Here is a 25,645-nt window from a genome sequence, read left to right as displayed (position 1 = left end):
CTCAGGTCGCGAAGGCGACGCGGAAAACTTCTTCGAGCGTGGTGTCGCCGCGGAAGGCGCGGCGGATGCCGTCGTCGAAGAGCAGCGGCATGCCTTTGGCGCGCGCGAGTTCTTTGATTTTCTCGGCGTTGCCGGTGTGGAGCAGCGGGTGGTAATCATCGTCGATGACGAGGACTTCGAAAATCGCGACGCGGCCGCGATAACCTTGCTGACGGCAGTCGGGGCAGCCGACGGGTTTCCAGAGGGTTGGCTCGTTCTCGGTCGGGATCGGGAGATTGAAGGAACGCAGGTGATCGCAGGGATTTTCCACGGGCTTCTTGCACGCAGGGCAGAGACGGCGGACGAGGCGTTGCGCGATGATCAGATGCAGCGTCGAAGGAAGCAGGAAGGGCTCAACGCCTAGATCAATGAGGCGCGGGATGGCGCTGAAAGTGTCGTTGGTGTGCAGCGAGCTGAAGACCAAGTGGCCGGTGAGTGCGGCGCGCACCATGAGCTGGGCGGTTTCTTTGTCGCGCGTTTCGCCGACGAGAAGAACGTCGGGGTCTTGGCGTAACAGAGTGCGGAGACCGTTGCTGAAGCTGAGGCCGATCTTCTCGTTGACCTGCGTCTGTCGGATATGGGGCAGGCGGTACTCGATGGGATCTTCGAGGGTAAAGACGGCGCGCTCGAGGCGGTTAACGGTGTTGAGCGCGGTGTAGAGCGTCGTGGTTTTACCGCTACCGGTCGGGCCGGTGATGAGGATGACGCCGTGAGGACGGACGACGGCCTCAGCGAGCGAGACCTCGGCTTCTTTGCGGAGGCCGAGCGATTGGAGATTGAGGAGGAGGTTGCCACTATCGAGGACGCGGAGCACGACGCTCTCGCCGTAGTTAGTCGGGAGGCAGGAAACGCGCAGGCCCAGCTCGCGGCGCCCGAGGGTGAAACTGAAGCGGCCATCCTGCGGGAGGCGCGTCTCGGAGACGTCGAGGTTGGCCATGACCTTGAGGCGCGCGATGAAGGCGTCCTGGAGATCTTTCGGGATGAGGAGGAACGACTGGAGCACGCCGTCGTTTCTCATGCGGATGCGCAGGGATTTTTCGTCGGGCTCGAAATGGATGTCGCTGGCGGATTTGCGGACGGCGGCGGCGATGATCTGCTCGACCGCGCGGATCATGGGCGCGGTGTTGTCGTCGCCCTTGCGGCCGCTGATCTTCATCAGCTCGTCGATGGTCTGGTCGAGAGAACCCTCGCGGTCGTGGACGGCGGTGAGTTTTTCGAGGATGTCGGGCTTGGGCGCGTTGAGCACCTCGACACGGAGCTTCGTCAACTGCTCGACGCGGTCGATGGCGACGACGTTGAACGGATCGGCCATGACAACCGTGAGCGTATCGCCTTCCCGGCGACAGGGGATGAGGACGGCCTCTTTGCAAAAATCGTAGGGAACGAGCGCGACGATCTCGGGGGAGATTTCGAGTTTACCGATGTTGACGGTCGGCGTCTGCGCATCCTGCGCGAGGAAGGCGGCGATGTCCTGCTCAGTGACGAAGCCGAGCTGCTGCAAGACCGCGCCGATCATCTTGCCGGCGCGCTTTTGCTCGCGGAGCGCGAGTTCGAGCTGGTGCGGCGTGATCAGCCCAGCTTCGAGCAAGCGGTCGCCAAGACGCTTGGGCGGTGCAGCCGGAGCGGCTCCGGCTGGCGCGGCGGCGGATGTCGGTGCTGGGGAAGCGGTGGACATAAAAAGGCGGGCGCAGGCTCTGGCCCGCAGCCCGCATTAAAACGGCAGAGTTTTAGAAAAGAGCGCGGCGCTTATTGGTGCGCGAGGTAAACGTAAACGTTCTTGGTGCCGGCACCGGCGGCGTACACGACTTTGCCGCGGGCATCCGCAGTGGCCGTGGTCGTCTCTGAGCCGACGTCGCCGTCGATACGCACACTCAATTCACGAGCTTCGTTAGCGGTGAGCTGCATGACGATGGCCGAGATCACGATGGAGCCGGCCGGAAGGTCGTTGGTGCCATCGAGCTGGAAGTTACGGCCTGCTGCGGTTGCCGGCGCGGTGGTGTTCGAAGTCTGTGAAACGATGCGCGTCTGTGTGGCTTGAGTCGAACCGCCGGTGGCGGCCCAGGTGCCTGCTGCGTTGCGCGCCCAGACACCGCCCGCGATGGGAGGATTGACCGGCTGGGTGCCGATCTTGACGACGAAGCGGGATTCGAGGGCACCTGCGGTGACGAGAAGATCGTCGAGACGCGCGGTGGTGGTGCCACTGACGGGAATGGTGCCGTACTTGGATGCGAAGTCCGCCACGGCGGTCTTCATCGAAGTGATGGAGCCCACGGCATTCGTGATGCGCGAGGAGGCTATCGTTGAAAAAACTTTGGGTACGATGACGACGGCGAGGATCGCGATGATGGCGAGAACGCCGATCATTTCGACCAAGCTGAAGCCGGACTTGCGGCGGGTAACGAGGCGGAAGGGGGATTTGTTCATGGGTGAATTACTCTACGGCTCTCGGTTTTAATCGGCCGTCTGCGCACTGGCTTAAGTAAAATTCATACGCTCCTCCGGGCAGTCGTTGCCGTGCAAACTGAGGCATCTCCTGTCCCAGCCGGGATTCGGCGCATAAAAAAACCGACGCGGTGAAGCGTCGGTTTTGAGAGGCTGTCTAAAGCTGGGGTTGCCGGCCAGCGGCCGGCGCTCCCAGCGCGATCTCCAGCGCAAAGAGCCTTCGCTTAGTAGCGATAATGCTCGGGCTTGTACGGGCCTTCTATCGGCACGCCGAGGTACTCGGCCTGCTTCGGGCTGAGCTTGGTGAGCTTGGCACCGATCTTTTCCAAGTGGAGGCGCGCGACTTCTTCGTCGAGGTGCTTGGGCAGGCGATACACGCCAACCTTGTACACGTCCTTGTTCTTCCAGAGATCGAGCTGGGCGAGCGTCTGGTTGGTGAAGGAGTTCGACATGACGAACGACGGATGACCGGTGGCGCAGCCGAGGTTCACGAGGCGGCCTTCAGCGAGCATGTAGATCGTGTTGCCCTTCGGGAAAGTGAACTGGTCGTACTGAGGCTTGATGGTGACGCGCTTCACGCCGGGCGCTTTATAGAGACGGTCAACCTGGATCTCGTTATCGAAGTGGCCGATGTTACAGACGATGGCCTGATCCTTCATCTTCTGCATGTGCTCGAGCGTGATGACGTCCTTGTTGCCGGTCGTGGTCACGTAGATGTCCGCAGTGCCGAGGGTGCTTTCGACGGTGTTAACCTCGAATCCTTCCATCGCGGCCTGGAGGGCGTTGATCGGATCGACTTCGGTAACGATGACGCGGGCGCCAAAGCCCTTGAGCGAAAACGCGGAGCCCTTGCCCACATCGCCGTAGCCACAAACGCAGGCGACTTTACCCGCGATCATGACGTCGGTCGCGCGCTTGAGGCCGTCGGCGAGGGACTCGCGGCAGCCGTAGAGATTGTCGAACTTCGACTTGGTGACGGAGTCGTTCACGTTGATCGATGGCACAAGGAGTTTGCCCTGCTCGTGCAGCTGGTAGAGGCGATGAACGCCGGTGGTCGTCTCTTCGGAAACGCCCTTCCAGTCCTTGATCATCGCAGTGAAAATGCCCTTCTGCGTTTTGCCGATCTTCTTGAGGAGGTCTTTGATGACCTGCTCTTCGTGCGAGGAGGACTCGGATTTGTACCAGTCGCTCCCCTGCTCCATCTCGTAGCCCTTGTGGAGGAGCAGCGTGACATCGCCGCCGTCATCAACGACGAGCTGAGGGCCTTTGCCACCGGGGAAGGAGACGGCCTTCCATGTGAGATCCCAGTATTCTTCGAGCGTCTCGCCTTTCCATGCGAAGACGGGCGTGCCGGTCTTCGCGATGGCGGCAGCGGCGTGATCCTGCGTGGAGAAGATGTTGCACGAAGCCCAGCGGACATCGGCGCCGAGGGCGACGAGCGTCTCGATGAGGACGGCGGTCTGGATCGTCATGTGCAACGAGCCGGTGATGCGCACGCCCTTGAGCGGCTTCTTCGCGCCGAATTTTTTGCGGAGAGAAACGAGGCCGGGCATTTCGTGCTCGGCGACGTTGAGTTCCTTGCGGCCCCAATCGGCGAGGCCGATGTCGCGAACGATGTAGTCCTGGCCCTTGGGCACGTTTTTAAGAAGAGAAACAGATGGCATAAGAGGAAAAACGAATGACGTGAATATGAGCTGGCTGTGCGCATTTTGTACGCGCACAGCTGGGTGGCGGATGCGTTATTTGAGCGCGGCTTTGAGCGCGGCGACCTTGTTGGTCTCCTCCCACGGGAGACCGGCTTTGCCGAAGTGGCCGTAGTTGGTCGTCTCGCGGTAGATTGGGCGGAGCAGATCGAGCTGCTTCACGATGTCGGCGGGCTTGAAGCTGAAAACTTTTTCCACCGCGGCGGTGATCTTCTCGTCGGCGACTATGCCGGTCTCGAAGGTGTTCACGTAAACGCTGACGGGCTTCGGATGACCGATGGCGTACGCGACCTGGAGTTCGCACTGCTTGGCGAGACCAGCGGCCACGATGTTCTTCGCGACCCAACGGCACATGTAGGCGGCCGAGCGATCGACCTTCGACGGATCTTTGCCGGAGAAAGCGCCGCCGCCATGACGGCCCCAGCCGCCGTAGGAGTCGACGATGATCTTGCGGCCGGTGAGGCCAGAGTCGCCCTGAGGTCCGCCGATGACAAACTTGCCCGTGGGATTGATAAGGTACTCGGTCTTCGCGTTGAGGAGCTTCGCGGGAAGGACCTTCTTGATGACGTTCTTAATCAAATACGCCTCGATCTCGGCGTGCTTCACGTCGGCGGTGTGCTGCGTGGAGATAACGACGTTCACGATCTCGGTGGCGACGCCATCGACGTAGCGGACGGAAACCTGCGACTTCGCGTCGGGGCGGAGCCATTTCACTTTGCCGCTCTTGCGGATCTTGGTGAGTTCGCGGCCGAGGCGGTGAGCGAAAATAACGGGAGCGGGCATGAGCTCTTCGGTCTCATCAGCGGCGAAACCGAACATGAGGCCCTGGTCACCGGCGCCTTGCTCGGCGTGTTTTTTACCTTCGGCCTGCTTCGCATCGACGCCTTGCGCGATGTCGGCAGACTGGGCGGTGAGGTAGTTATTAACGAAAACGGTGTCGGCGTGGAAAACGTCGTCGTCATTCACATAGCCGATGTGGCGGATCGCGTCGCGGATGACTTTGTCGATGTTGATGGCTTCGCTGAGCGGCTTGGTCTTGCCGGTTTTTTTGTCCTGCAACTTCGGGAGCGTGATCTCGCCGCCGACGACGACGACATTGGACTTCACGAAGGTTTCGCAGGCGACGCGGGCGGTTTTGTCGAATGCCAGGCAGGCATCAAGTACGCTGTCGGAGATCAAATCGGCGACTTTATCGGGGTGACCTTCACCAACCGATTCGGAGGAGAAAACGAAGGATTTTGCCATAGGTAGAGGCTTCAGGAAAAATCACCCGCACACCGCTGAGGCAAGTTAAACATCAACGCATCCGAATGACGTGATGCGTGATTAACCTTAAGTCGTCAAAGACCGTGCCGAAAAAGAGGGGCTACCTTGTCATAACTCCTGACCGGCGATGCCATTTGTTTAGTCGCGCCGAGCCTAAAATCACACTTACTTTGCCAGACGCCATGTCGTCCGAAACGCCCATCGATCCCGAGGCCATCGAAAACCTTCGCGCACTGACTCCGGATGATCCGGACAGTTTTTTGCGCGACATCATCGGGATCTTTCTCGACGACACGCCCGCCCGCATCGCCGAGTTGCGCCAGAGCATGGCCTCTGGTGACAGGGAGCAATTCACTCGCGCTGCGCACAGCATCAAAGGCAGCTCCAGCAATCTAGGAACGACGCAGCTGCGCACTATTTCCGCCGAGCTGGAGCAACGCGGCAAAACCGAGCCGATCACCGGACTCGCGACGCGCGTCGATGATCTCGATCAGGCGTTCAGTGTGGCGAAGCAGGCGCTGGAAAAACTACTCCCGCCAGTCTGAGCGCTCAGAAAAGCGTTTCCGACGATCAGGAGAGGCTGACGATGAAGCGTGCTCGTCACTTCCACGTGGCGACCTGCTGACGCAGCCACGCGATCTCGTCGGGGAACACCGTATGCGCGCTGCCGCGGAAGATCTGCTTGGTCACATCGGCATTAAATCCTGTCAGCGTGACAGCGCTTTTCTCCACGAACTCCAGCGGGATGTGCGCGTCGCTTTCGGCGCAGGCGACGAGTACGGAAGTCTTCTGCAAATCCGTCGGCGGACGCGCGGTGTCGAGTGGCCCGATCAAACCGCCGCTCAAGCCCGCAATGAAACCGTAGCGGCGCGGGTTGCGCACGGCGTATTCGAGAGTCAGGCACGCGCCTTGGGAAAATCCGGCGATGCCGATGCGCTCGAACGGAATGCCCGACGCATGCACTTCGCCAACGAGTTCGTCGATGACGCCGAGCGCGCTGGAGAGCCATGGCTCGTTGTGCGCGAGCGGCACGAAGAAACGCTGAGGGTACCAGGTGTTGTCGGTGGCATTGGGCGCGAGAAACGCGAGTGGCGCGGGCGCGCCTTTCAAGGATTTCGCCAGCCCGACGATGTCGTCTGCCGACGAACCGCGTCCATGCAGCAAGATCACGGCACCGGCGGCTTGAGCGAGCGGCGCGCCGCCCCGGAGTGTGTCTTGAGTGGAGTGAATAGTTTGAGGCTGCATGGACGGAGTGAGTTGAGAAGTCAGAGACGGAGACGTTGATAAGCGAACGCGGACACTGCCGAACGCGGTGCGTACGGCGTTCGCGATGAGTTGCGCGATTACTTCGCCGCGAGTTTAGCCGCGATCTGCGCGGTGTGCTTTCCCTGGAAGCGGGCGATGGCGAGTTCGTTGGCACTCGGCAGGCGCGAGCCGTCGCCGCCCGTGATCGTGCTCGATCCGTAGGGCGAACCACCGGAAATCTCGGCAATCGTCATCTGCTCTTTGGCGGCATACGGCACGCCGACGACCACCATGCCGTGGTGAAACAGGAACGTCTGCATGCTGATAAGTGTGGTTTCCTGGCCGCCGTGTTGCGTGGCACTGGAGGCAAACACGCCGCCGACTTTGCCGATCAGCGCGCCTGCGGCCCATAGACCACCGGTAGCGTCGAAAAATCCCTGCATCTGCGACGTTGCGCTGCCGAAGCGTGTTCCAGAGCCGAGGAGGATGGCGTCGGCCTCGCTGAGTTTTTTGGGATCGGCGACGGGAATGTGCGCGAAGGCTTTTTTTGCTTCGAGCGCGCCCATCTTGCCGAGGACTTCGGCGGGAAGCGTCTCGGCGACTTGAAGGACTTCGACTTCGACGCCGGGGACTTCGCGCGCACTGGCCGCGATGGCTTCGGCGAGTTGATAGACATGGCCGTAAAGGCTGTGAAAGATGACTTTGATTTTAGTGCTCATGGTAAGCGGTGGTGATGACGAGATGTGCGGTGTGAGTAGACAGGGGATGATGAAGGCGATGAGTTGTCGCCGATAGCTTAGGTGTATTGGCGCGCTGGTTGCAGCGCAGGGAGTAGAGACTCGATCTGCTTGCGCGCGGATTCAAATTGCGCGGGCAGTTTTAGCGCGGTGCCGAGCGATGAAACAGGCTCATCATCGGGGAATCCGGGCACATCGGTGGCGATCTCGAAAAGGATGCCGCCGCGTTCGCGGTAGTAGATTGAGCGGAAATAATTCCGGTCGCGCACATCGGAAACATTGTAGCCTGCGTCCCCCAGGCGCTCTTGCATGAGCAGTTCGCCCGCATCGTCGGCCACGCGAAAGGCGATGTGATGGATCGTGCCGACGCCGCCGAGTCCCGAAGGCCCGTTGGGTGAAGCAATCACGTCGATGTAGGTGCCGGAACCGCCCGCACCGGCTTCAAAGCGGGAGCGCAGGCCGTCGCGCTTAACGAGGCGATAGCCCATCTCACCGCCGACGAGTGCTTCAGTGGCTTCAGCGTCGCGCACCGTGAGTTCCGCCGTGTGCAGGCCGCGCAGCGCGTTTTCGGCGGCGATGCCTGCGCCGGTCCAGCCGGTGCGGCCGTCGTTGGCGACAGCCACGATCTCAACGGCGATGCGGTCGGGATCAGCGAACGTGAGAACATCTTCTCCGAAGCGCGTTTCTCGTTTCACGCTGACAGTGTGCTTTTGCAGACGCGCGTACCAGAAATCCAACGACGCCGCAGGAGCGGAGAAACTCAGGCGCGTTGTCTGACCCGAGCCAACCCGCCCGCGACCCGCGCCGCCTGGCCAGTAGAAAAACGTAACGATGCTGCCGGGCGTGCCGGTTTCATCGCCATAGTAGAGGTGATAGGCCGAAGGATCGTCGAAGTTGACGGTTTTCTTCACTAGGCGGAGGCCGAGCAGGCCGGTATAGAAATCCACGTTGCGCTGAGGATCGCTCGCGATGGCGGTTACGTGATGGATGCCGGTGATGGGAGAGTTCATGGCGGAATGAGCGTACGAGAAATTATGAAAAGTTAAACGCAGTCAGAAAGGAGTCTCTTGAAACGGGCCCGGACACACATCCGGTCCCGTGAAAATCAACGGTGCTCAAGAACGAGGCGCTGCACCGGCGATGCTGAGAGAAAGGTTAATCGTGTCAGATACCTTGTCGGCGTACTGGCCTGGCTGGATGTCGTACTCGTTGCGATTGATCGCGAAGGTGGCGCGCAAGACGAGCAGATCCCCCTTCACTTTGTCGTCACCGAGACGCGCGCCGAGCTTATCGGCGAGATACGTGAAGGTGACGGGCACGGTGACGTCCTTGGTGACGCCTTTGACCGTGAGTTTGCCGGAAACATCGGCGAGCACCTGCACGCCTTGCGTGCGGACATTGGCGACGGAAGCGGCCTCAAATATGATCGCAGGATATTTTGCGACATCGAGCCAGTTGGCACTTTTGAGGTGATCGCCCATGACAGGGTTGCCTACAGTAAGTGATGCAGTATCCAGCACGATGCGACCCGAGATGGCGGAGGGATTCGCGGCGTCGAACGAGACATTACCGCTGATGCCCGTGGCGGCGCCGGTGATGGACTCAAGCGGAGCATCGAGCTTGAACTGAACGTTGTTTACGCCCTTCGGATCTTTGAAGTCAAAGGACTGCGAGGCAGCCTGTGAGACGAGTGCGGTCGCGGATAACGCGACGGCAAATTGAAGAGCAGAGCGGAGGGAGGAGGCAGTTTTCATAGAATGACGATTTTGAGAGCGTGAATGATGAGCGTTAAGAATGAGCGTTGGCTCAGGACTGGACTGCTTTCACCCGCTGAAGACGTGGGAGAAAACTGAGCCCGGCGAAGGCCGATGCGAAAAACAGACCGGCCGCGAGCACTTCGACCCCCGCGATGAATGCGTCTTTGTGAACCGGAAAATCGATGCCGGTGATTTCGTCGTGCTGCATCTGAACGATGCTCGTCTGCGTCCAACCGACATGTGAACCGGTGGCGATCCAAGTACCGAGAGTAAGGATCAGAGCCGTGATGGCGGCACCGCGAAGACCGAAGGAGAGAAGCGAAGTGGTTGGTTTCATGGACTAGAGATTATCAGCGCACCGCCATTCGGCCTACTGCGCAGGACGGCTTGCCGTCATGCGCGCTGCGCATACCCTCCCCTACACGTGAACCTCGACCTCCTCCGCTCCTTTTTTGAAATCGCAACGCTAGGCAGCCTCAACAAAGCCGCCGAGCGCCTCCGCGTTTCCCAGTCCACGCTCACGCGACAGATGCACGCGCTCGAACACGACATCGGCGGCGCGCTCTTCGAACGCAGTTCGAGCGGCGTCGCTCTCACCGCAACCGGTCACGTGCTGTTCGATGGAATGAAACCGCTGCTCACGAAATTCGATGCTGCGCTTGGCGAGGCCCGCAAACTTGCCCGCGGCCAGTCCGCGAGCCTGCGCGTTGGCTACATCTCCTCGGCCGCCCAGGAATACTTGAACCCCGCACTCGCAGCCCTGCGGCGCGCGCATCCCGAGGTGAAGGTGAAACTCCTCGACCAGTCTCCCGGCGAGCAACTCGAAGCGTTGCGCCAGGGTGAGATCGACGTCGCGTTGATGGGCCGCGCCGGGGCCACGCCCGAAAAGGAGTTCTACGCGAAACGACTCGCCACGCTTCCGCTCACCGTCGCCGTCGCAGAGACTCACCCACTCGCCGGCCAATCCACCATCGCGCTCGCCGAGTTGCGCGGAGACCTCTTCGTCGGTGCAAACGAGCGCGACCTCCCTGGACACAACCGCTGGATCACGCAGATCTGCCGCAAGGCCGGTTTTCGCGCGCGCTTCGTCGAGGATGCGGAAAGCCTCAGCCACGGGCTTTCCCTCGTCGTGACAGAAGGAGCCGTGTCACTCATCCCCGAATACGCTAAAAAATCCGGCGCGCCCGGCGTGAGATTCGTCCCGCTCAAGGAATCAGCGCTGAAATGGACGCTTGTCGTCACCTGGCAACGCGGCCGCGTCTCCGCGCCGCTTCGAGTTTTGCTCGATGCGATGCCCGTGCAAAATGCTCGTTGATTCCGCGCTGTTATCACTCGCCAACTCCAACCCCGTTCCCACTTTCCGTTCGTGACATTTGAAATCGCCCTGCTCCTCGGACTCATCGTTGTCGCAGTGATCTTCTTTTCCTTCGAGTGGGTCTCGGCTGATGTCGTCGGACTCGGCCTGGTGCTCTCGCTCATCCTCAGCGGACTCGTACCGGTTAACAAAGCGTTCGCCGGTTTCGGCAGCGACACGGTCATCATGATTTTGAGCCTGCTCATCATGACGGCGGCGCTGCTCAAAACCGGGGTTGTCGATATCGTCGGCCGCGCGATTCTCCGCCATGCGGGCACACGGCTCAATGTCCTGCTCATCGTGATCATGATGGCCGTGGCCACGCTAAGCGCGTTCATCAGCAATACCGCGGCCGCCGCATTCTTTGTGCCGGTGGTCATCGGCATCGCTGCAAAATCTGGCATCTCACCCTCGCGCCTGCTCATGCCTGTGGCGTTTGCCTCGATCCTCACGAGCTCAGTGACGTTGATCAGCACCTCGACCAATCTCGTGGTCAGCGGCCTCATGACCAACGCCGGGCTCAAGCCGATGGGCATGTTTGAACTCGCCCCCGTTGGCATCCCCATCGCGGTGGCCGGCATAGCCTACATGTTCCTGATCGGCCGGCGCCTCATCCCTGAACGCGCGAAAGCCGCCGGCCTCATCGAACACTTCGGCGTGCGGCCTTTCCTGACCGAGATCGTCCTCCTGCCCAAATCCCCGCTCATCGGGAAAACCCTCCGCCAGGCCGCGCTCGGCGAGAGCATGGACCTCAATGTCGTGCGCCTCATTCGAGATAAAAACTACCGCCTCCCCCGCCGCGACATGATCCTCCAGGCGGGCGATGTCCTCCTCGTCGAAGGCGCGCGCGAAAACGTGCTCAAGGTCAAAGACACCGCCGGCGTCGAGATCAAAGCCGACGTGGAACTCTCCGATCCTCTTCTACGCACCGAAGACGCCGCACTCGTCGAGGCGCTCGTCGTCCCCGGTTCGCCACTCGTCGGCCGCCGTCTGCGCGACCTGCGCTTCCGCGACCGCTTCGGCGTGCAAGTGCTCGGCCTCAACAGGCACGGGAAAAACCTCCTGCAAAAACTCAGCCACATCACGCTGAGCGCGGGCGATGTGCTCCTCGTTCAGGGAGCGCGCAACAACATCAACACGCTCAACGAAGAACGCGTTCTCAGCGTGCTCCAATCCGTCGAAGAGAAACGCCCCGACCGCGCCCGCGCGTGGCGCTCCGGCCTGATCTTCGGCGGCGCGCTCGCCCTCGCATCCTTTAACGTCGTGCCACTCGCCGTCGCGGGCCTGCTCGGCGCGTTTTTGATTTTCGCCACCCGCTGCGTGTCTCCAGCCGAGGCCTACCGCGAGGTCGAGTGGCGCGCGATCATCCTCATCGGCTGCATGCTCGCACTCGGCGAAGCCATGCTCCACACGGGCACCGCGCAGTTCTTGGCCACCCAGCTCGCTGGGGTCACTGCCGACCTGCCGCCGCTTTGGCTGCTCGGCGGCTTTTTCCTGCTCACCGTCGCGCTCACCCAGCCGATGTCCAATCAGGCCGCCGCAGCCGTGATCCTGCCCATCGCAGTCCAGACTGCACAACAGCTCGGCCTCAACCCGCGCGCTTTCGCCATGATGATCGCCCTAGCCGCCAGCTGCTCCTACCTCACGCCATTGGAGCCCGCATGTCTCATGGTGTATGGGCCGGGTCGTTACCGTTTCTCCGACTTCGTGCGCGTAGGAGGCCCGCTGGTTCTCGTCATTTTTATCATCGCGTTGGTTCTCGTCCCGCGTTTCTGGCCGCTCACCCAGGCCGCCGCAGCAGCCACCCCGTGATTTCGCTCAGGATGCGCTGCGCCGGGCCGCGTTCGCCGCGACCGCCGCTTCGATGATCGTGATGTTTTGATTCACCGAATCGATATAGCGGTTCCTGCCTGACGGGTACGGCCGCGCAAGAAACCGGTAGAGCCCGATAAGCTCATTATCGAGTTTCGGCAGTACCGCGCTTTTCCAAAAACTCGGCGTCTTCGCCGTCAGTTCCTCGACCGAGCGGTACACACGCTGATCCATCGGCACACCGGCAAAATTATCAGACTCCTCAAACTCCGCGAAGAGATTGGGCAGGTCGCCGAGATAGTTGGGCGCGGCCATCTGCCCGAGGTAGTCTGCCGTCGCCACGGCGCAACCCATGATGCCTTCAACCGGGTTTTGAAAATGCAGACGCCGGATCGCCGTCGTCGGATTCGTGCAGCGGATCGCCCCGAGCACGCCATCGAGTTCATCGAGCGATACGCCGAGAGTCGGCAGATACGACGACGCCACCGCGCAGCTCCGCAGCACGTGCGTGAAAGTGTATTTCGCACCCGTCCCCGTCTGGTCGGAGCGCAGCTTCAGATAACCGGTGTCGTGCAGCAGAGCCGCCGCGATCCCCAGTTCAAATTGCCGCGCATCCATCCGCGGCTCGATGCCCGCGAGATGGCGGCCCTCGATGATCTCCGCGAAACAAAACGTGACCTGCAACGTGTGCTCGAGATCATGATACGGCGTGTCGATCGGCTGATAGTCTAGGTACCGCCCGGCAAACATCGCATCCACGTCCGCAAAAACCCGTACGAATAAACCCGGCTCCATGCGCGGAAACATCCGCCGAAACACCGCCAGCGTGGCTTCCGCCACGGTAAATGCGCGTTTTGTGTCGATCGGATGAGACATCGGGTGAGCCCTTGCAAAACCCGGGCCAGCTTCGAGCTGCCGGAGGTTCGCGAGGAGCGTGTGACTAATTATTTGCAGCACAAAACCGGCAAGCCCAATCTCCGCCCTTTCCCCACACTACACGCGACCGGCAATGATCATCGGACTCACAGGCGGCATGGGCTGCGGCAAATCCACCGCCGCCATCATCTTTGAAGAACTCGGCTTTGCCCGCCTGGACTCCGACGAACTCATTCGCACCCGCATTCTCCTCGATCCCGAGGTGGAAAAAGCCGCCGCCACGCACTTCGGCTCCGGCGTGCTCGCCGCCAGCGGCCGCATCAACCGCACCGCCCTCGCGCACGCGATCTTCAGCGACGACTCCCGCCTGCGCACGTGGGAAGAGATCGTCCACCCCCGCCTCTACGGGCTCTGGCGCACCTTCATCGACGCCGCCCCCGCCCGACATTGGCTCATCGAAGTCCCCTTGTTGCACGAGAAACAGCTGGAAAAATGGTTTGATTTCATCGTCTGCATAACCACAACCTCGCCTCGTCAATTCGCCCGGCTGCAAGAGCGCGGACTTTCCCAAGCGCTCGCCGAGGCCCGGATTTCCAAGCAATTGCCCTTGGCAAAAAAAACAGAGTTAGCTGACTTCGTGCTGTCCAACGACGGCTCCCCGCGCTTCCTGCGCGACCAGATCGCCCATCTGGTTGCCCGCCTCGGCCTGAATCGCTGATTCCCGCGCGCTCCTTTTTCGGAGCGCCCTTAACGTCAACGGCGCTCCCCCATCCATTTTCCTAACGTACCTTTATTATGGCAGACACCTCCTCCGACGGCGACAACGCCGCCAAGCCCAAGAAAAAACCCCGCGCCGCCGCCGCATCCACGGCCACGCGCGCACCCCGCGCAAAAAAAGCCGCCACCAAGGCTCCCGCCAAATCGCGCGCTCCCAAGGAGGATTCCGGCGCCCCTGAACTCTCGTTCGCTCCCGAGCCATCCGCACCATCACCAGCGCCAGCCCCCGCTCCCGAACCCGCTCCCATCCGCGCAGAACGCGAAGAGCGCCCCGCCCGCGCCGAACGCGCCGACCAGCGCTCCGAAGAGCCGCCGCCCCGTGAACGCGAAGTCTTCACCCCGCGCCGCGAGCGCGAACAGCCCTCGCCTTCCTACGAAGCGCAGTCTCCCGCCCACGACTCCACGCCCTCCGCCTCCGACTACGCCTCCCCCGCTCAAGCCTCCGACGCATCCGCGTCCGGCCCTTCCGACAGCACCGGTACCCCCCGCTCTCACGACAGCAACGCCCCCTCCGACTCCCAATCTCGTCCCCAACACGGCGGCCATCACCAAGGCGGCCAGGGCGGCGGCAACGATCAACAACACCAAGGCGGCGGCGGTCGCCCCCACAATCCCAACGAGCCTTTCTGGAAGCGCGACAAACGCGGCAAACGCAACCGCGGCGGCGGTGGCGGTGGCGATCGCGGCGGCAAACACGGCGGCGATCGCGGCGAACACCGTGGCGATCATCGCGGTGGCCACGGCGGCGGCAACTGGCAGCAACAGGAACGCGCCCCGCGTCACCCCCAACAGCCGCCACCACCCAACCTCAATCCCGTCTTCGGTGACCTCCCCAATCCCAACCGCTTCACCGATCTCGCCGTACTGACCGCCACCGCCACCGAGATCGCCTCCGGCGGCGGCGAGCCGCTCTACGTCGATCAGCTCTACACGCTCAATCTCCACGAGCTCATCACCGAAGCCCGCCGCCTCGGCGTCTCCTTCGAGGGCGCGCCCAACCGCAAGCAATTGCTCGCCGCCATCTTCAAATTCGCCTCCGACGCGAAGCGCCCGATCCTCGATCGCGGCTACATCGACCTCACCGACAAAGGCCACGGCTTCATCGTCCACCCGAAGCTCAACTATCGCGTGTATCCTGAGGACTCGTACCTCCCGGAAAACTTCGTCATCCACTACGGACTCAAACGCGGCCACCAGGTCGAGGTCCAGGTCGAGGCCCCGCGCGAAGGCGAACGCTGCCCCTCCGTCATCAAGATCGACAAGGTCATGGACATGGCGCCCGACGACATCTCCAAGGTCACCGCCTTCGAGGAACTCGTCCCCTACTATCCTCTCCAGCGAATCCTCCTCGAAGCCACCGACGTCCACAAAGACGTCTCCATGCGCATGGTGGACATCCTCACGCCTGTCGGCTTCGGCCAGCGCGGCCTGATCGTCGCCCCGCCACGGACCGGAAAAACCGTGCTGCTGCAAAACATGGCGAACTCGATTTCCAACAACTTCCCCGAGGCCACGTTGATCCTTCTCTTGATCGACGAACGCCCCGAGGAAGTCACCGATTTCAAACGCCACACGAAGGGCGAAGTCGTCAGCTCCACGTTCGACGAAGCCCCCGAGAGCCACGTTCACTGCGCCGAGATGGTCGGCGAAAAAGCCCGCCGCCTCGTCGAGCAGGGCAAACACGTGATCATCCTCCTCGACTCCATCACGCGTCTCGCCCGCGCCTACAACGCTCTCGCCTCCAACTCCGGCAAAATCATGTCCGGCGGTATGGAAGCCACCGCGCTCCAGCGCCCGAAACGCTTCTTCGGCGCCGCTCGCAACATCGAAGGCGGCGGCTCGCTCACGATCATGGCCACCGCTCTGATCGACACCGGCAGCCGCATGGACGAAGTCATCTTCGAAGAGTTCAAGGGCACCGGTAACATGGAGCTTCACCTCGACCGCGGACTCGTGGACAAGCGCATCTTCCCCGCGATCAACGGCGACCGCTCCGGCACGCGCAAAGAAGAGCTCATCTATCACCCGGAAGAGATCGCCCGCATCCACGGCCTCCGCCGCGCCATGCAAGGCATCCCGCCCGTCGAAGCGATGGAGATGCTCATCAACCGCCTCAAGAAGACGAAGACCAACGCCGAGTTCTTGATGAGCCTGAATCGGTAAACTCAGCTTACCGTTCTCGCTTCGCTGCCAGCCTCCCTCATGAGCGCCGCCCGGATTTTTATTCCTGTTATCGCGCTTCTGATCGGAGGCTGGTTTGTTTTTGACGGCACGCGCGCCCTCACCGTTGGGGATTTCCTTACCGCCAAAACCGGCCCGCGCTCCGGGCAGCTCGGCCCTTGGTCGCTGTTGGTCGCAAAGGCAGGCATCAATCCACGGGGCACGCTCATCAAGTCCGTTCATCTCGCTCTCGGCCTCCTGTGGCTGACGGGCCTCGTGCTTTTCTTCCTCCGGCCCGACCTCGGTCGATGGGTCCTGTTAACGAGCTCCGTCTGCTCACTCTGGTACCTTCCATTGGGCACCGTACTCGCGATCATTGAGATGGCACTCTTGTTAGTCCCGATAGTCCGCACCCCAAAATAGCCGATAGCCTCTGCGTTTTGCTCCGGCGCTAGCGCCCCCGAGAGCGTGACCACGCTCTTCGCTCCGACCTGAGCGTCTTCGCGTCTTTGCGATTCACCACCGAGTCGCCTACGTTCGCCTCGCTATCGCAAACACCGGGTAAATCCCGCGTAAAACCCCGCCTCCCCCCGAGACGTTCATCGCCAACCGTTGGTCTGTCCGCTTTTTAAGCCGTAATACCATTATCCCCATGAGCTACGAAATGAACGACTTGCTGGAACTGGTGGTGGACCAAAACGCGTCCGACCTCCACTGCCAGGTGGGCCAGCCGCCCACCCTTCGCATCAGCGGCAGCATGGTGCCCATCGAAGGCCCCGACCTCACCCCGCTCGACACCGAGAAGCTCATGCTCTCGATCACGCCCGACAGCCATCAGCAAGGCGTGAAGCTCAACGGCGGCACCGACTTCGGCTTCGCCTACCTCGATAAAGCCCGCTTCCGCGTCAGCGTGCTGAAGTCGAAAGGCAACTACGGCATCGTCCTCCGCCAGATCCCCAACCGCATGTTCGGCCTCCGCGACATCGGCCTGCCCGACAAAATCAAAGAACTCCTCTACCTCCCCCGCGGCCTCATCCTCGTTACCGGCCCGACCGGCTCCGGCAAATCCACGACCCTCGCGTCGATGGTGAACTACATTAACGAAAACCGCGACGGTCACATCATCACCATCGAGGACCCGATCGAGTACTATCACCCGCACAAAAAGTGCATCGTCACGCAGCGCGAGATCGGCGTCGACGTCCCCAGCTTTTCCGAAGCCATCCGCCGTGCCCTCCGTCAAGATCCCGACATCATCCTCGTCGGTGAAATGCGCGACCTCGAAACCATCGAGGCCGCCATCTCCGCCGCCGAAACCGGTCACTTGGTTTTCGGCACCCTTCATACCAATAGCGCCGCCAAGACCATCGACCGCATCGTCGATGCCTTCCCGGCCAACATGAAGGAAATGATCCGCACTCAGCTCGCCTCCTCGGTGCAAGCCGTCATCTCCCAGGTTCTCTGCAAAAAAATCGGCGGCGGCCGCGTCGCTGGCTTCGAGATCATGACGACGACAACCTCGATCGCCTCGCTCATCCGCGAAAACAAAACCTTCCGCATCACCTCCGACATCCAGACCGGCGCGAACCTCGGCATGATCACCATGGATTCGCACCTCCAGAGCCTCTACAACCGCGAGATGATCACGGCCGACGAAGCCGTCGAAAAAGCCCAGGACCCAAACACCATGCGCGACAAACTCGTCGCCGCCGGCGCCAAACTCAAAGCGATCTGATGAAAAGTCGGATTTGAATCGCAAAGTCGCAAAGACGCTAAGTTTCGAACCGGGAGAACTCCGCTCCCGGTTTTTCTTTGCTCCTACCTTAGCCTCTTCGCGTCTTTGCGATTCAACTTAGCCGTAGAAAATTTTACGGCACTCACCGCCACTCGTGCCGCGGATACCGCCGCGACAACTCCGCCTTCACCTTCGGGTACTGCTCGCGCCAGAAATTCGTCAGATCGTCCGTCACCTGGATCGGCCGCTGATTCGGCGCAAGCACCTCGATCTTCACCGGCACGCGTCCATTCCCGAGCGTGAATTTCCCCTCCACGCCGTACAGCTCCTGAATGCGCGCCGACAAAACCGGCGGTCCTTCCTTCGCATAACTGATCCGCGACTTCCGCCCATTCGCCATGGTGAGCCGCTCCGGCAGATAATCGTCGATCACCGCCAGCTGCTCCGCCGTCAGCCAGTCGCGAAGAGTGGGCATCACCGGCTTGTCGCGAATATCCTTATATCCGAGTTCGCCGTAGCAGATCTGCTCCACGAGCGTCGCACGATCCGCCTCGGTCAACGAATTCACCTCCAGCTCCGGAAACCACTCCGCCAGCCGGTTCACGCGCACGATCCATTGCTCAACCGTCTCATCCCACGCCTCCAGTTTCAAATTTCCCGCGAGCACCTGCTGCGTGAGCAATGCCGCCGCCGCGTCCAACGGCACTTCGTCCGCACTGGCCTTAGCCTCGATCACCAGATCGCGAAACCGCCGCTCCCGCCGCGCGACCACCCGCTTCGCCGACTCATCATAACTCACCGTCGTCGCATTCACGTAGTCATCCGGAAACAATTCCTTCAGCCACGGCTCCTCGATCGCCGTCACCAGATTGAGCAATGTATTCACTTCCCCGCCACGCCCACCGATCTCGCTCACCTCCGCCGCCACGAGCAGCGTCGCTTTCTGAATCGCACTCTCCCGCGCCAGCGTGCCCTTGCGCTTATGCACGAGCTCGCAACGCAACGTCCCCGCATCCAGCCGCTTCGCCAGCTGATCCGAAAATCCCGCGAGCACACACTTCCGCACCGCCACGCCATCCACGCGCTGCTCGCTCACATCGAGCCCTTCCTTCTCCGCGATTTCCAAAAACTGCTCGAACAACGGCCCCACCGCCCGCGATCCCTGCGCGTGAATCCCCAATCTCCGACACGCGTCCATCGAGTAGCTCGCTTTGTCCGCAAACCGCCACACCCGCATCAGCAGGAAGAAATCCGACTCGTGTTCCTCGCCCAGCGTATCTTCGCGCGCGTCCTCAACATCCTTCGGCACGCCCCGCATCAAAAAACTCCGTCCCTGCGTCAGCGCCGCCATCAACGCCACCGGCCGCACACACCCGCGTGCATCCGCCTCGATCAACATCCGCGCATACCGCGGATGCACCGGAAACCGCAGCATCCTCCGCCCGACCTCCGTAATCCTTCCGGGTGTAGGCGGGGTGCCCTCATCCCGCTCCTTGGACACCGCACTCACCGCCCCCAAATCCGCCAGCAACATCTCCGCCCGCTCCAGCCCTTTCGCATCCGGCTTCTCCAACCACGGAAACGCCCCGACGTCATCAATCCCGCTCGCCTTGAGCGTCAACACCACCTCCGACAAATCCAGCCGCTTCACCTCCGGCAATTCCTGCAACGCCCGTCCGCCATGCTCGCGCTCCGTCCACAACCGCACGCACACACCCGGCGCCGTGCGCCCCGCCCGCCCCGCCCGTTGATCCGCACTCGCCACCGAAATTTTCTCGATCAGCAGCGTGTTGATCCCTCGGTTCGGATCGAACCGCGCCACACGCGCCAGTCCACAATCGATCACGACTGTCACGCCATCGATCGTGAGCGACGTCTCCGCCACGTTCGTCGACACGATGATCTTCCGCGCCTCATACCGCGCCACTGCACGATCCTGCTGCTCCGGCGGCAATTCTCCATGCAGTGGGAAACAAATAAAATCCCGCAGCGCCCGGTCCCCTTGGATCGCCTGCACCGTCCGCGAAATCTCGTACGCTCCCGGCATGAACACCAAAAAATCCCCGCTGCTCGTCTGCCCCGCCACCCGCGCACACTCCCGCGCCGCGACGTCCCACACCGGCTCCTGTTCGAAATTCGCCGTCTTGGTGAGATACTCGACGCGCACCGGAAAACTCCGCCCTTGCGACACCAGCACCTCGCACGGTGCGAGATAGCTCTTCAACGCTCCCGCATCCAGCGTCGCCGACATGACGACGATCTTCAGATCCGGCCGCGTCGTCTGCTGAATCTGCACCGCCCGCGCGAGCGAGATGTCACCGTACAAATGCCGCTCGTGAAACTCGTCGAACACGATCGCGCTCACGCCGCGCAGCGTCGCATCAAACGACATCTGCCGAAGCAAAATTCCCTCCGTCACGAACCTTATCCGCGTCTTCTCACTCACCCGCGACTCCAGCCGTATCTGGTAACCAACAACGTCCCCAATCCGCGTCCCAACCTCCTCTGCCACGCGCTTCGCCAGCATGCGCGCCGCCAGCCGCCTCGGCTGCAAAACGACCACTTCACCACGTTCCGCGAGCAGCCCGTGATTGAAAAGCATCTGAGGAATCTGCGTCGATTTCCCCGACCCAGTCGGCGCCTGCACAATCAACCGCCCCTGCGCGCGCAGACTTCCGACAACAGCATTCTCAAGTTCGTAGATAGGCAGTTCGCGCGGCGGCATGAGCAAAAGTAAACCGCCCAAAACGCCGCGCCATCACTTCAAGGCAAGCCCGACGTTCCCGCCCTTCGTCTGCTTTCTTTTTCCGCTCCCATAAGTGTTCCTAAGTGAACATCAGTGGTTCAAACCAATCGGCACGCATCCCATGGCCTCGATCTACGACATCAAGCCCGCCTTCCAAAACCTCCTCCGCCCGCTCACGCGCGCCCTCTTTCGCGCCGGCGTCACCGCCAACCAGATCACCGTCCTCGCCGCCGCTCTCTCCATCGCCACCGGCTCGTGCCTCGCCTGGCAACCCACCGCCCGCTGGCCGCTCCTCGTCGTTCCCGCCTTCCTCTTCGTACGCATGGCGCTCAACGCCATCGACGGCATGTTGGCCCGCGAGCACGCCCAGAAATCCCGCCTCGGCGCCGTCCTCAACGAAATCGGCGACGTCATCGCCGACACCGCCCTCTACCTCCCCTTCGCCCTCGTCCCCGGCTTCGATCCGCTCCAGATCGTCCTCATCGTCATCCTCGCCATCGTCAGCGAAATGACCGGCGTCGTCGCCATCCAGATCGGCGCCACCCGCCGCTACGACGGCCCGATGGGCAAGAGCGACCGCGCCTTCCTCTTCGGCCTCGCCGCCCTCCTCCTCGGCCTCGGCGTCGTCCCCGGCACCTGGCAGCAAATCGCCCAGCCCGCGATGATCGCCCTCCTCGTTATCACGATCTTCAACCGCGCCCGCCGCGCCCTCGCGCAAACGCCCTCCGCCTAACCCACCTCGCATCCCTCTGCGATCTCCGCGATCTCTGCGGTTAAATTTCCGGCCTTCGCGTCCACCGCTCCCTTCACGCGACTGCGCCTCCGCCTCCCCAATCCTCTTAATCCCGTTAATCCTGTCCAAAAATTCCGCCTCTTCAGTTTTCCTGTCTCCGCGTCCTCCGCGCTCTCTGCGGTAAACTTCCGTCCGGCTTGCCCCTCGGCCCTTAGCTCCTCCGGCATTTGGCCCTCTGGCATCTGCCCTCTTCCGTCACCTTATCGCAACTCCCCGCCTTCGGCCTTGCCAAGCCCCAGCCCGCTCCGCACGTTCTGACCTTTTCCAAAGATCCGAACGCCCTACGCGCTATGAACCAGAACATCCGCAACATCGCCATCATCGCTCACGTCGACCACGGTAAAACCACCCTCGTCGACCAGCTCCTCAAAGAAGGTGGCGTGTACCGCGCCAACCAGGCCGTCGAAGTCCGCGCCATGGACTCCATGGACCTCGAAAAGGAAAAGGGCATCACGATCAAGGCCAAGAACACCTCCGTCCACTGGAAGGGTAAGATCGTCAACATTCTCGACACCCCCGGCCACGCCGACTTCGGCGGCGAAGTCGAACGCGCCCTCCGCATGGTCGACGGCGTTCTCCTCGTCATCGACGCCTACGACGGTCCCCAGGCCCAGACCCGTTTCGTGCTCCGCAAGGCCCTCGCCCACGGCCTCAAGGTCGTCATCGTCATCAACAAGATCGACCGCGACAACGCCGACCCGGCCAAAATGTACGACAAGGTCCTCGAACTCCTCATGGAGCTCAACGCGACCGAAGAACAGTTCGACGCCCCCGTCGTTTACGGCTCCGGCCGCGACGGCTACATGATGTACAAGCTCGGCGAAGAGAAGAAGGACATGACCCCGCTCTTCCAGACCATCATCGACCACGTCCCGCCACCCTTCGCCAAGCCGGAAGATCCCTTCCACATGCTCGTGTCGAACATCGACTGGTCCGATTACGTCGGCCGTATCGCCGTCGGCAAAGTCCTCGGCGGCGTCGTCAAAGTCGGCGACCCGACCTTCGTCATCCGTCACGCGGAAGGTGGCAAAAAAGTCCGCGCCAAGATCACCAAGATTTTTGAGTTCACCGGCCTCGGTCAGCGCGAAGTCGAAACCGCCCACGCCGGTAACATCATCGGCCTCGCCGGCTTCGAAGACGTCGACATCGGCGACACCCTCGCCGTCAGCGAAGACGCCCACGCCCTCCCCTTCCAGCAGATTGATCCGCCCACGCTGGAGATGCAGTTCTCCGTCAACGACGGCCCGCTCGTCGGCCAGGAAGGTAAGCTCGTCACCTCCCGCCAGCTCCGCGAACGCCTCATGCGCGAGCTCAAGACCAACGTCTCGATCTACATCGAAGACGCTGACCGCGCTGGCGTATTCAACGTCAAAGCACGCGGCGCCATGCAGGTCGCCGTTCTCGTCGAGACCATGCGCCGCGAAGGCTTCGAGCTCCTCGTCTCCCGCCCGACCGTTATCGAAAAGATCGTCGATGGTCAGCGCCACGAGCCCTACGAGACCGTCTGGGTCGAAGTTCCCGACGAGTGTGTCGGCTCCGTCATGCAGAACCTCGCCAACCGCAAAGGCCAGCTGACCAACATGGAGAAGCTTTCGCACTCCACGATGATCGAAGCCACCATCACCACGCGCGGCTTGATCGGCATGGAGATCGACGTGATCAACGCCACCAGCGGCCGCGGCATCACGAGCCACCTCTTCAAAGAATACGGCCCCTACGCGGGCGAAGTGCTCACCCGCCTCACCGGCACGCTCATCGCGACCGACGCCGGCGAGACCACGACCTACGCCCTCTTGATGGTGCAGGAACGCGGCAAGCTCTTCGTCGGCCCCGGCGAGCAAGTGTACGAAGGCATGATCGTCGGCGAAAACCCACGCAACGAAGACATCGCGTGTAACGCCGTCCGTGAAAAAGCCCTCACCAACTTCCGCTCGCAAGGCTCCGGTGTGGCGACCGGCCTCATCCCGGCCGCCAAGATGTCGCTCGAACGCGCGATCGAATACATCGCCGCCGACGAACTCCTCGAGGTCACCCCGAAGAGCCTCCGCCTCCGCAAGCGCATCCTGAATAACAACGAGCGCCAAAAAGCCCGCAAATCCGGCAAGTAAGCCCCGCGCTTACGCCCGCCGCGACCCGCGTCGCCCACTTCAAAACCGCGCCCTCACCGGCGCGGTTTTTTGTTTTCCAGGATTTGAACGGATTTACACACTGTTCGCCGGAGCGGACCTCGATTACCAACGGTCATGGATCAGCTAAAAGACTTCGCCGACAACAGACTGATCAACGGCTGCATCCACTGTGCAGGTCCAGCGGATACTCGCGACCACATCCCTTCACGAAGCCTCTTGGACCAACCATTCCCCGAAAATCTTCCCGTCATCGGGTGCTGCCAGACCTGTAATCAGAGTTTCTCCAAGGATGAGGAGTATCTCGTATGCTTAGTCGATGCCGTTCTCTCCGGCTCAGCAGAGCCCGACAAAATATCCCGTCCCTCCGTTGCTCGGATTCTCCGAAACTCTCCTGCGCTGCGGGCTAGAATTGAGAGCGCGAAGCGCCAGTCCACCAACACCGTTGAGTTTGCTGTCGAACAAGACCGCGTCGCGAATGTTCTGCTCAAGCTAGCTAGGGGGCATGCAGCTTATGAGTTGAGCCAACCGTGCCGTGAGCCCCCCGACCATTTCTGGTGTGGCCCGCTCGCTACTTTACCTAGCGATGTCAGAGACGCGTTCAATGCCTTCCATGAGCAAAAAATGTTTGGAGAGGTGGGCTCTCGCGGACTGCAGCGACTGCTCGTTACCGAGATGGTACTCAATTCAGGTGATGGCAAAGAATCTAGAGTCCGAATGCTGATAAATGACTGGGTCGAAGTCCAGGAGGGCAACTACCGTTATCTAGCCATCGACGATGCGGGAGGTATCGTAATTCGCATCGTGGTGAGGGAATACTTGGCTTGCGAAGTGTGCTGGCGAATGGACATCGTCGGGAATATCACAGATGAAAAGGCGACACGTTCTTGAGCGGGGCATCCAAGCAGTTGATCTATTTTGCGGCGCGGGCGGGCTGACTTGCGGCCTCAAAAAAGCAGGCGTGAAGGTGCGTCTGGGCGTTGATGTCGATCCTGCCTGCCAATACCCTTACGAATACAACAATTCTGCGCCTTGCCTCCTGAAAGATGTCCGTGAAATCAAGACGGCAGAACTCGCATCTCACTTCGTTGCGGACGAATCCATTCGCTTGATTGCCGGATGCGCACCTTGTCAGACGTTCTCAACATATAATCAGAAAGCCGACAAAACCGATAGTCGGTGGTGGCTGCTCCGGGAATTTTTGCGGGTAGTACGCGAACTCAATCCCGAGCTGGTTACGATGGAGAACGTTCCCGGGCTCGCTGAGCATACTGTATTCGGTGAATTCCTGGGATTTCTCCACGAATCGGGCTATCACACCGCCGAAAAGATCGTGCGCTGCGAAGACTACGGTATTCCACAACAGCGCTCACGACTCGTAGTCATGGCTTCTCGGCTTGGTAAAATTGACCTCCTGCCTCCTTCACATTTCAGAAATCGCACCAAGACAGTCCGCGACGCCCTCAGCGATCTTCCCGTGCTCGCGTCAGGTGGTGTTGATAAGTCAGATCCGATTCATCAATCGTCCGAGCTGTCGCCCCTGAATCTGAAGCGAATTCGCGCATCGAAGCCCAGTGGTACTTGGCGCGATTGGCCCAATGAACTTGTTGCCAAGTGCCACAGGAAGAAAAGCGGCAAGACATACCCCAGCGTTTATGGTCGCATGTCATGGGATGAGCCTGCCCCGACAATTACCACCCAGTTTTTTGGGTTTGGAAACGGGCGGTTTGGACATCCTGAACAGGATCGCGCGATTTCATTACGCGAGGGTGCAATCATCCAGAGTTTTCCGCGCACGTATCGCTTCGTGGAGCCGAACCAGCCTATCTATATGAAGGCCATTGGTCGCTTGGTAGGTAACGCAGTGCCTGTGCGCTTGGGCGAAGTCATCGGAAAGTCATTCCGCCACCATATCGACAGTCTTCAAGCAGCGCCGATTCCAACTAAGCGCTGATCTGGTTGATCCAACCATTGCCAACGGCGCACTTGATGGCGGCGCTACAAAGGACAACTGGTCAGAACAGGGATTAGCTCAGGGAGAATTTAACAAGCAGCCACACACACACAAGTAGCATAT

The 25,645-nt window shown here is 61.2% G+C and carries 22 protein-coding genes; 11 read left to right on the top strand and 11 right to left on the bottom strand.

Annotated elements, in window-relative coordinates; translation table 11 throughout:
- Position 1: 1 nt before the first annotated feature.
- The 4 genes from CMV30_RS16940 to metK all read right to left on the bottom strand — a co-directional run bounded on the left by CMV30_RS16940 (position 2) and on the right by metK (position 5,429).
- Entirely contained in the window at positions 2-1,714 is a 1,713-nt protein-coding gene (locus CMV30_RS16940; RefSeq protein WP_096057124.1) for a GspE/PulE family protein, read from the bottom strand.
- A 71-nt stretch (positions 1,715-1,785) separates the two neighbouring features.
- Complete coding sequence (locus CMV30_RS16935; protein WP_096057123.1) at positions 1,786-2,463, bottom strand: type II secretion system protein; 678 nt, start codon at positions 2,461-2,463, stop codon at positions 1,786-1,788.
- Between the two features lie 242 nt (positions 2,464-2,705).
- Positions 2,706-4,145, bottom strand: coding sequence for an adenosylhomocysteinase (ahcY, locus tag CMV30_RS16930; protein WP_096057122.1), 1,440 nt, complete (start codon positions 4,143-4,145; stop codon positions 2,706-2,708).
- A 75-nt stretch (positions 4,146-4,220) separates the two neighbouring features.
- Entirely contained in the window at positions 4,221-5,429 is a 1,209-nt protein-coding gene (metK, locus tag CMV30_RS16925; RefSeq protein ID WP_096057121.1) for a methionine adenosyltransferase, read from the bottom strand.
- Between the two features lie 203 nt (positions 5,430-5,632).
- On the opposite strand from metK, the gene CMV30_RS16920 reads away from it, so the two are divergent.
- Positions 5,633-5,995 (top strand): Hpt domain-containing protein, encoded by a 363-nt coding sequence (locus CMV30_RS16920; protein ID WP_096057120.1) that lies wholly within the window; start codon positions 5,633-5,635, stop codon positions 5,993-5,995.
- Between the two features lie 55 nt (positions 5,996-6,050).
- Here CMV30_RS16920 and CMV30_RS16915 read toward each other — a convergent pair whose 3' ends face one another.
- The 5 genes from CMV30_RS16915 to CMV30_RS16895 form a co-directional block, all read right to left on the bottom strand.
- Entirely contained in the window at positions 6,051-6,695 is a 645-nt protein-coding gene (locus CMV30_RS16915; protein WP_096057119.1) for an alpha/beta hydrolase, read from the bottom strand.
- A 98-nt stretch (positions 6,696-6,793) separates the two neighbouring features.
- Positions 6,794-7,414 (bottom strand): NAD(P)H:quinone oxidoreductase, encoded by a 621-nt coding sequence (wrbA, locus tag CMV30_RS16910; RefSeq protein WP_096057118.1) that lies wholly within the window; start codon positions 7,412-7,414, stop codon positions 6,794-6,796.
- A gap of 77 nt (positions 7,415-7,491) precedes the next feature.
- Complete coding sequence (locus CMV30_RS16905) at positions 7,492-8,442, bottom strand: ring-cleaving dioxygenase (protein WP_096057117.1); 951 nt, start codon at positions 8,440-8,442, stop codon at positions 7,492-7,494.
- A gap of 105 nt (positions 8,443-8,547) precedes the next feature.
- Positions 8,548-9,186: a YceI family protein gene (locus CMV30_RS16900; RefSeq protein ID WP_096057116.1), complete on the bottom strand. Its 639-nt coding sequence runs from the start codon at positions 9,184-9,186 to the stop codon at positions 8,548-8,550.
- Positions 9,187-9,238: 52 nt separating this feature from the next.
- On the bottom strand, positions 9,239-9,526 hold the full coding sequence (locus tag CMV30_RS16895) for a hypothetical protein (RefSeq protein ID WP_096057115.1): 288 nt from the start codon (positions 9,524-9,526) through the stop codon (positions 9,239-9,241).
- A gap of 87 nt (positions 9,527-9,613) precedes the next feature.
- On the opposite strand from CMV30_RS16895, the gene CMV30_RS16890 reads away from it, so the two are divergent.
- The gene (locus CMV30_RS16890; RefSeq protein WP_245844284.1) at positions 9,614-10,504 is read left to right on the top strand and encodes a LysR family transcriptional regulator; all 891 of its coding nucleotides are present in this window, start codon (positions 9,614-9,616) and stop codon (positions 10,502-10,504) included.
- A 51-nt stretch (positions 10,505-10,555) separates the two neighbouring features.
- Positions 10,556-12,355, top strand: a complete 1,800-nt coding sequence (locus tag CMV30_RS16885; protein ID WP_175414929.1) for an SLC13 family permease — start codon at positions 10,556-10,558, stop codon at positions 12,353-12,355.
- Between the two features lie 6 nt (positions 12,356-12,361).
- Here CMV30_RS16885 and CMV30_RS16880 read toward each other — a convergent pair whose 3' ends face one another.
- Positions 12,362-13,231, bottom strand: coding sequence for an HD domain-containing protein (locus CMV30_RS16880; protein ID WP_096057113.1), 870 nt, complete (start codon positions 13,229-13,231; stop codon positions 12,362-12,364).
- Positions 13,232-13,364: 133 nt separating this feature from the next.
- On the opposite strand from CMV30_RS16880, the gene coaE reads away from it, so the two are divergent.
- The 4 genes from coaE to CMV30_RS16860 all read left to right on the top strand — a co-directional run bounded on the left by coaE (position 13,365) and on the right by CMV30_RS16860 (position 17,903).
- Positions 13,365-13,949 (top strand): dephospho-CoA kinase, encoded by a 585-nt coding sequence (gene coaE, locus CMV30_RS16875; RefSeq protein ID WP_096057112.1) that lies wholly within the window; start codon positions 13,365-13,367, stop codon positions 13,947-13,949.
- A gap of 77 nt (positions 13,950-14,026) precedes the next feature.
- Positions 14,027-16,171 carry a transcription termination factor Rho gene (gene rho / locus CMV30_RS16870; protein ID WP_096057111.1) on the top strand — a complete coding sequence of 715 codons (2,145 nt, stop codon included), beginning with the start codon at positions 14,027-14,029 and terminating at the stop codon, positions 16,169-16,171.
- 39 nt (positions 16,172-16,210) lie between these two features.
- Entirely contained in the window at positions 16,211-16,591 is a 381-nt protein-coding gene (locus CMV30_RS16865) for a hypothetical protein (RefSeq protein ID WP_096057110.1), read from the top strand.
- A 229-nt stretch (positions 16,592-16,820) separates the two neighbouring features.
- Positions 16,821-17,903 (top strand): type IV pilus twitching motility protein PilT, encoded by a 1,083-nt coding sequence (locus CMV30_RS16860; RefSeq protein ID WP_096057109.1) that lies wholly within the window; start codon positions 16,821-16,823, stop codon positions 17,901-17,903.
- 142 nt (positions 17,904-18,045) lie between these two features.
- Here CMV30_RS16860 and hrpB read toward each other — a convergent pair whose 3' ends face one another.
- Complete coding sequence (gene hrpB, locus CMV30_RS16855) at positions 18,046-20,628, bottom strand: ATP-dependent helicase HrpB (protein WP_096057108.1); 2,583 nt, start codon at positions 20,626-20,628, stop codon at positions 18,046-18,048.
- A gap of 142 nt (positions 20,629-20,770) precedes the next feature.
- On the opposite strand from hrpB, the gene CMV30_RS16850 reads away from it, so the two are divergent.
- From CMV30_RS16850 to CMV30_RS16830, 4 genes are all read left to right on the top strand, one after another.
- A complete protein-coding gene (locus tag CMV30_RS16850; RefSeq protein ID WP_096057107.1) occupies positions 20,771-21,382 on the top strand; it encodes a CDP-alcohol phosphatidyltransferase family protein in 612 nt (203 codons plus the stop codon).
- A 350-nt stretch (positions 21,383-21,732) separates the two neighbouring features.
- Positions 21,733-23,550 (top strand): translational GTPase TypA, encoded by a 1,818-nt coding sequence (gene typA, locus CMV30_RS16840; RefSeq protein ID WP_096057841.1) that lies wholly within the window; start codon positions 21,733-21,735, stop codon positions 23,548-23,550.
- A 135-nt stretch (positions 23,551-23,685) separates the two neighbouring features.
- Positions 23,686-24,459 (top strand): hypothetical protein, encoded by a 774-nt coding sequence (locus CMV30_RS16835; RefSeq protein ID WP_096057105.1) that lies wholly within the window; start codon positions 23,686-23,688, stop codon positions 24,457-24,459.
- Positions 24,437-25,522 carry a DNA cytosine methyltransferase gene (locus CMV30_RS16830; RefSeq protein ID WP_096057104.1) on the top strand — a complete coding sequence of 362 codons (1,086 nt, stop codon included), beginning with the start codon at positions 24,437-24,439 and terminating at the stop codon, positions 25,520-25,522. Before CMV30_RS16835 ends, CMV30_RS16830 begins: the two co-directional genes overlap by 23 nt.
- Positions 25,523-25,645: the final 123 nt, after the last annotated feature.

The organism is Nibricoccus aquaticus, assembly GCF_002310495.1.
GTDB lineage: Bacteria > Verrucomicrobiota > Verrucomicrobiia > Opitutales > Opitutaceae > Nibricoccus > Nibricoccus aquaticus.
The sequence above is the reverse complement of the archived record's forward strand: the minus strand, read 5'-3'. Positions and strand labels throughout refer to the sequence as shown.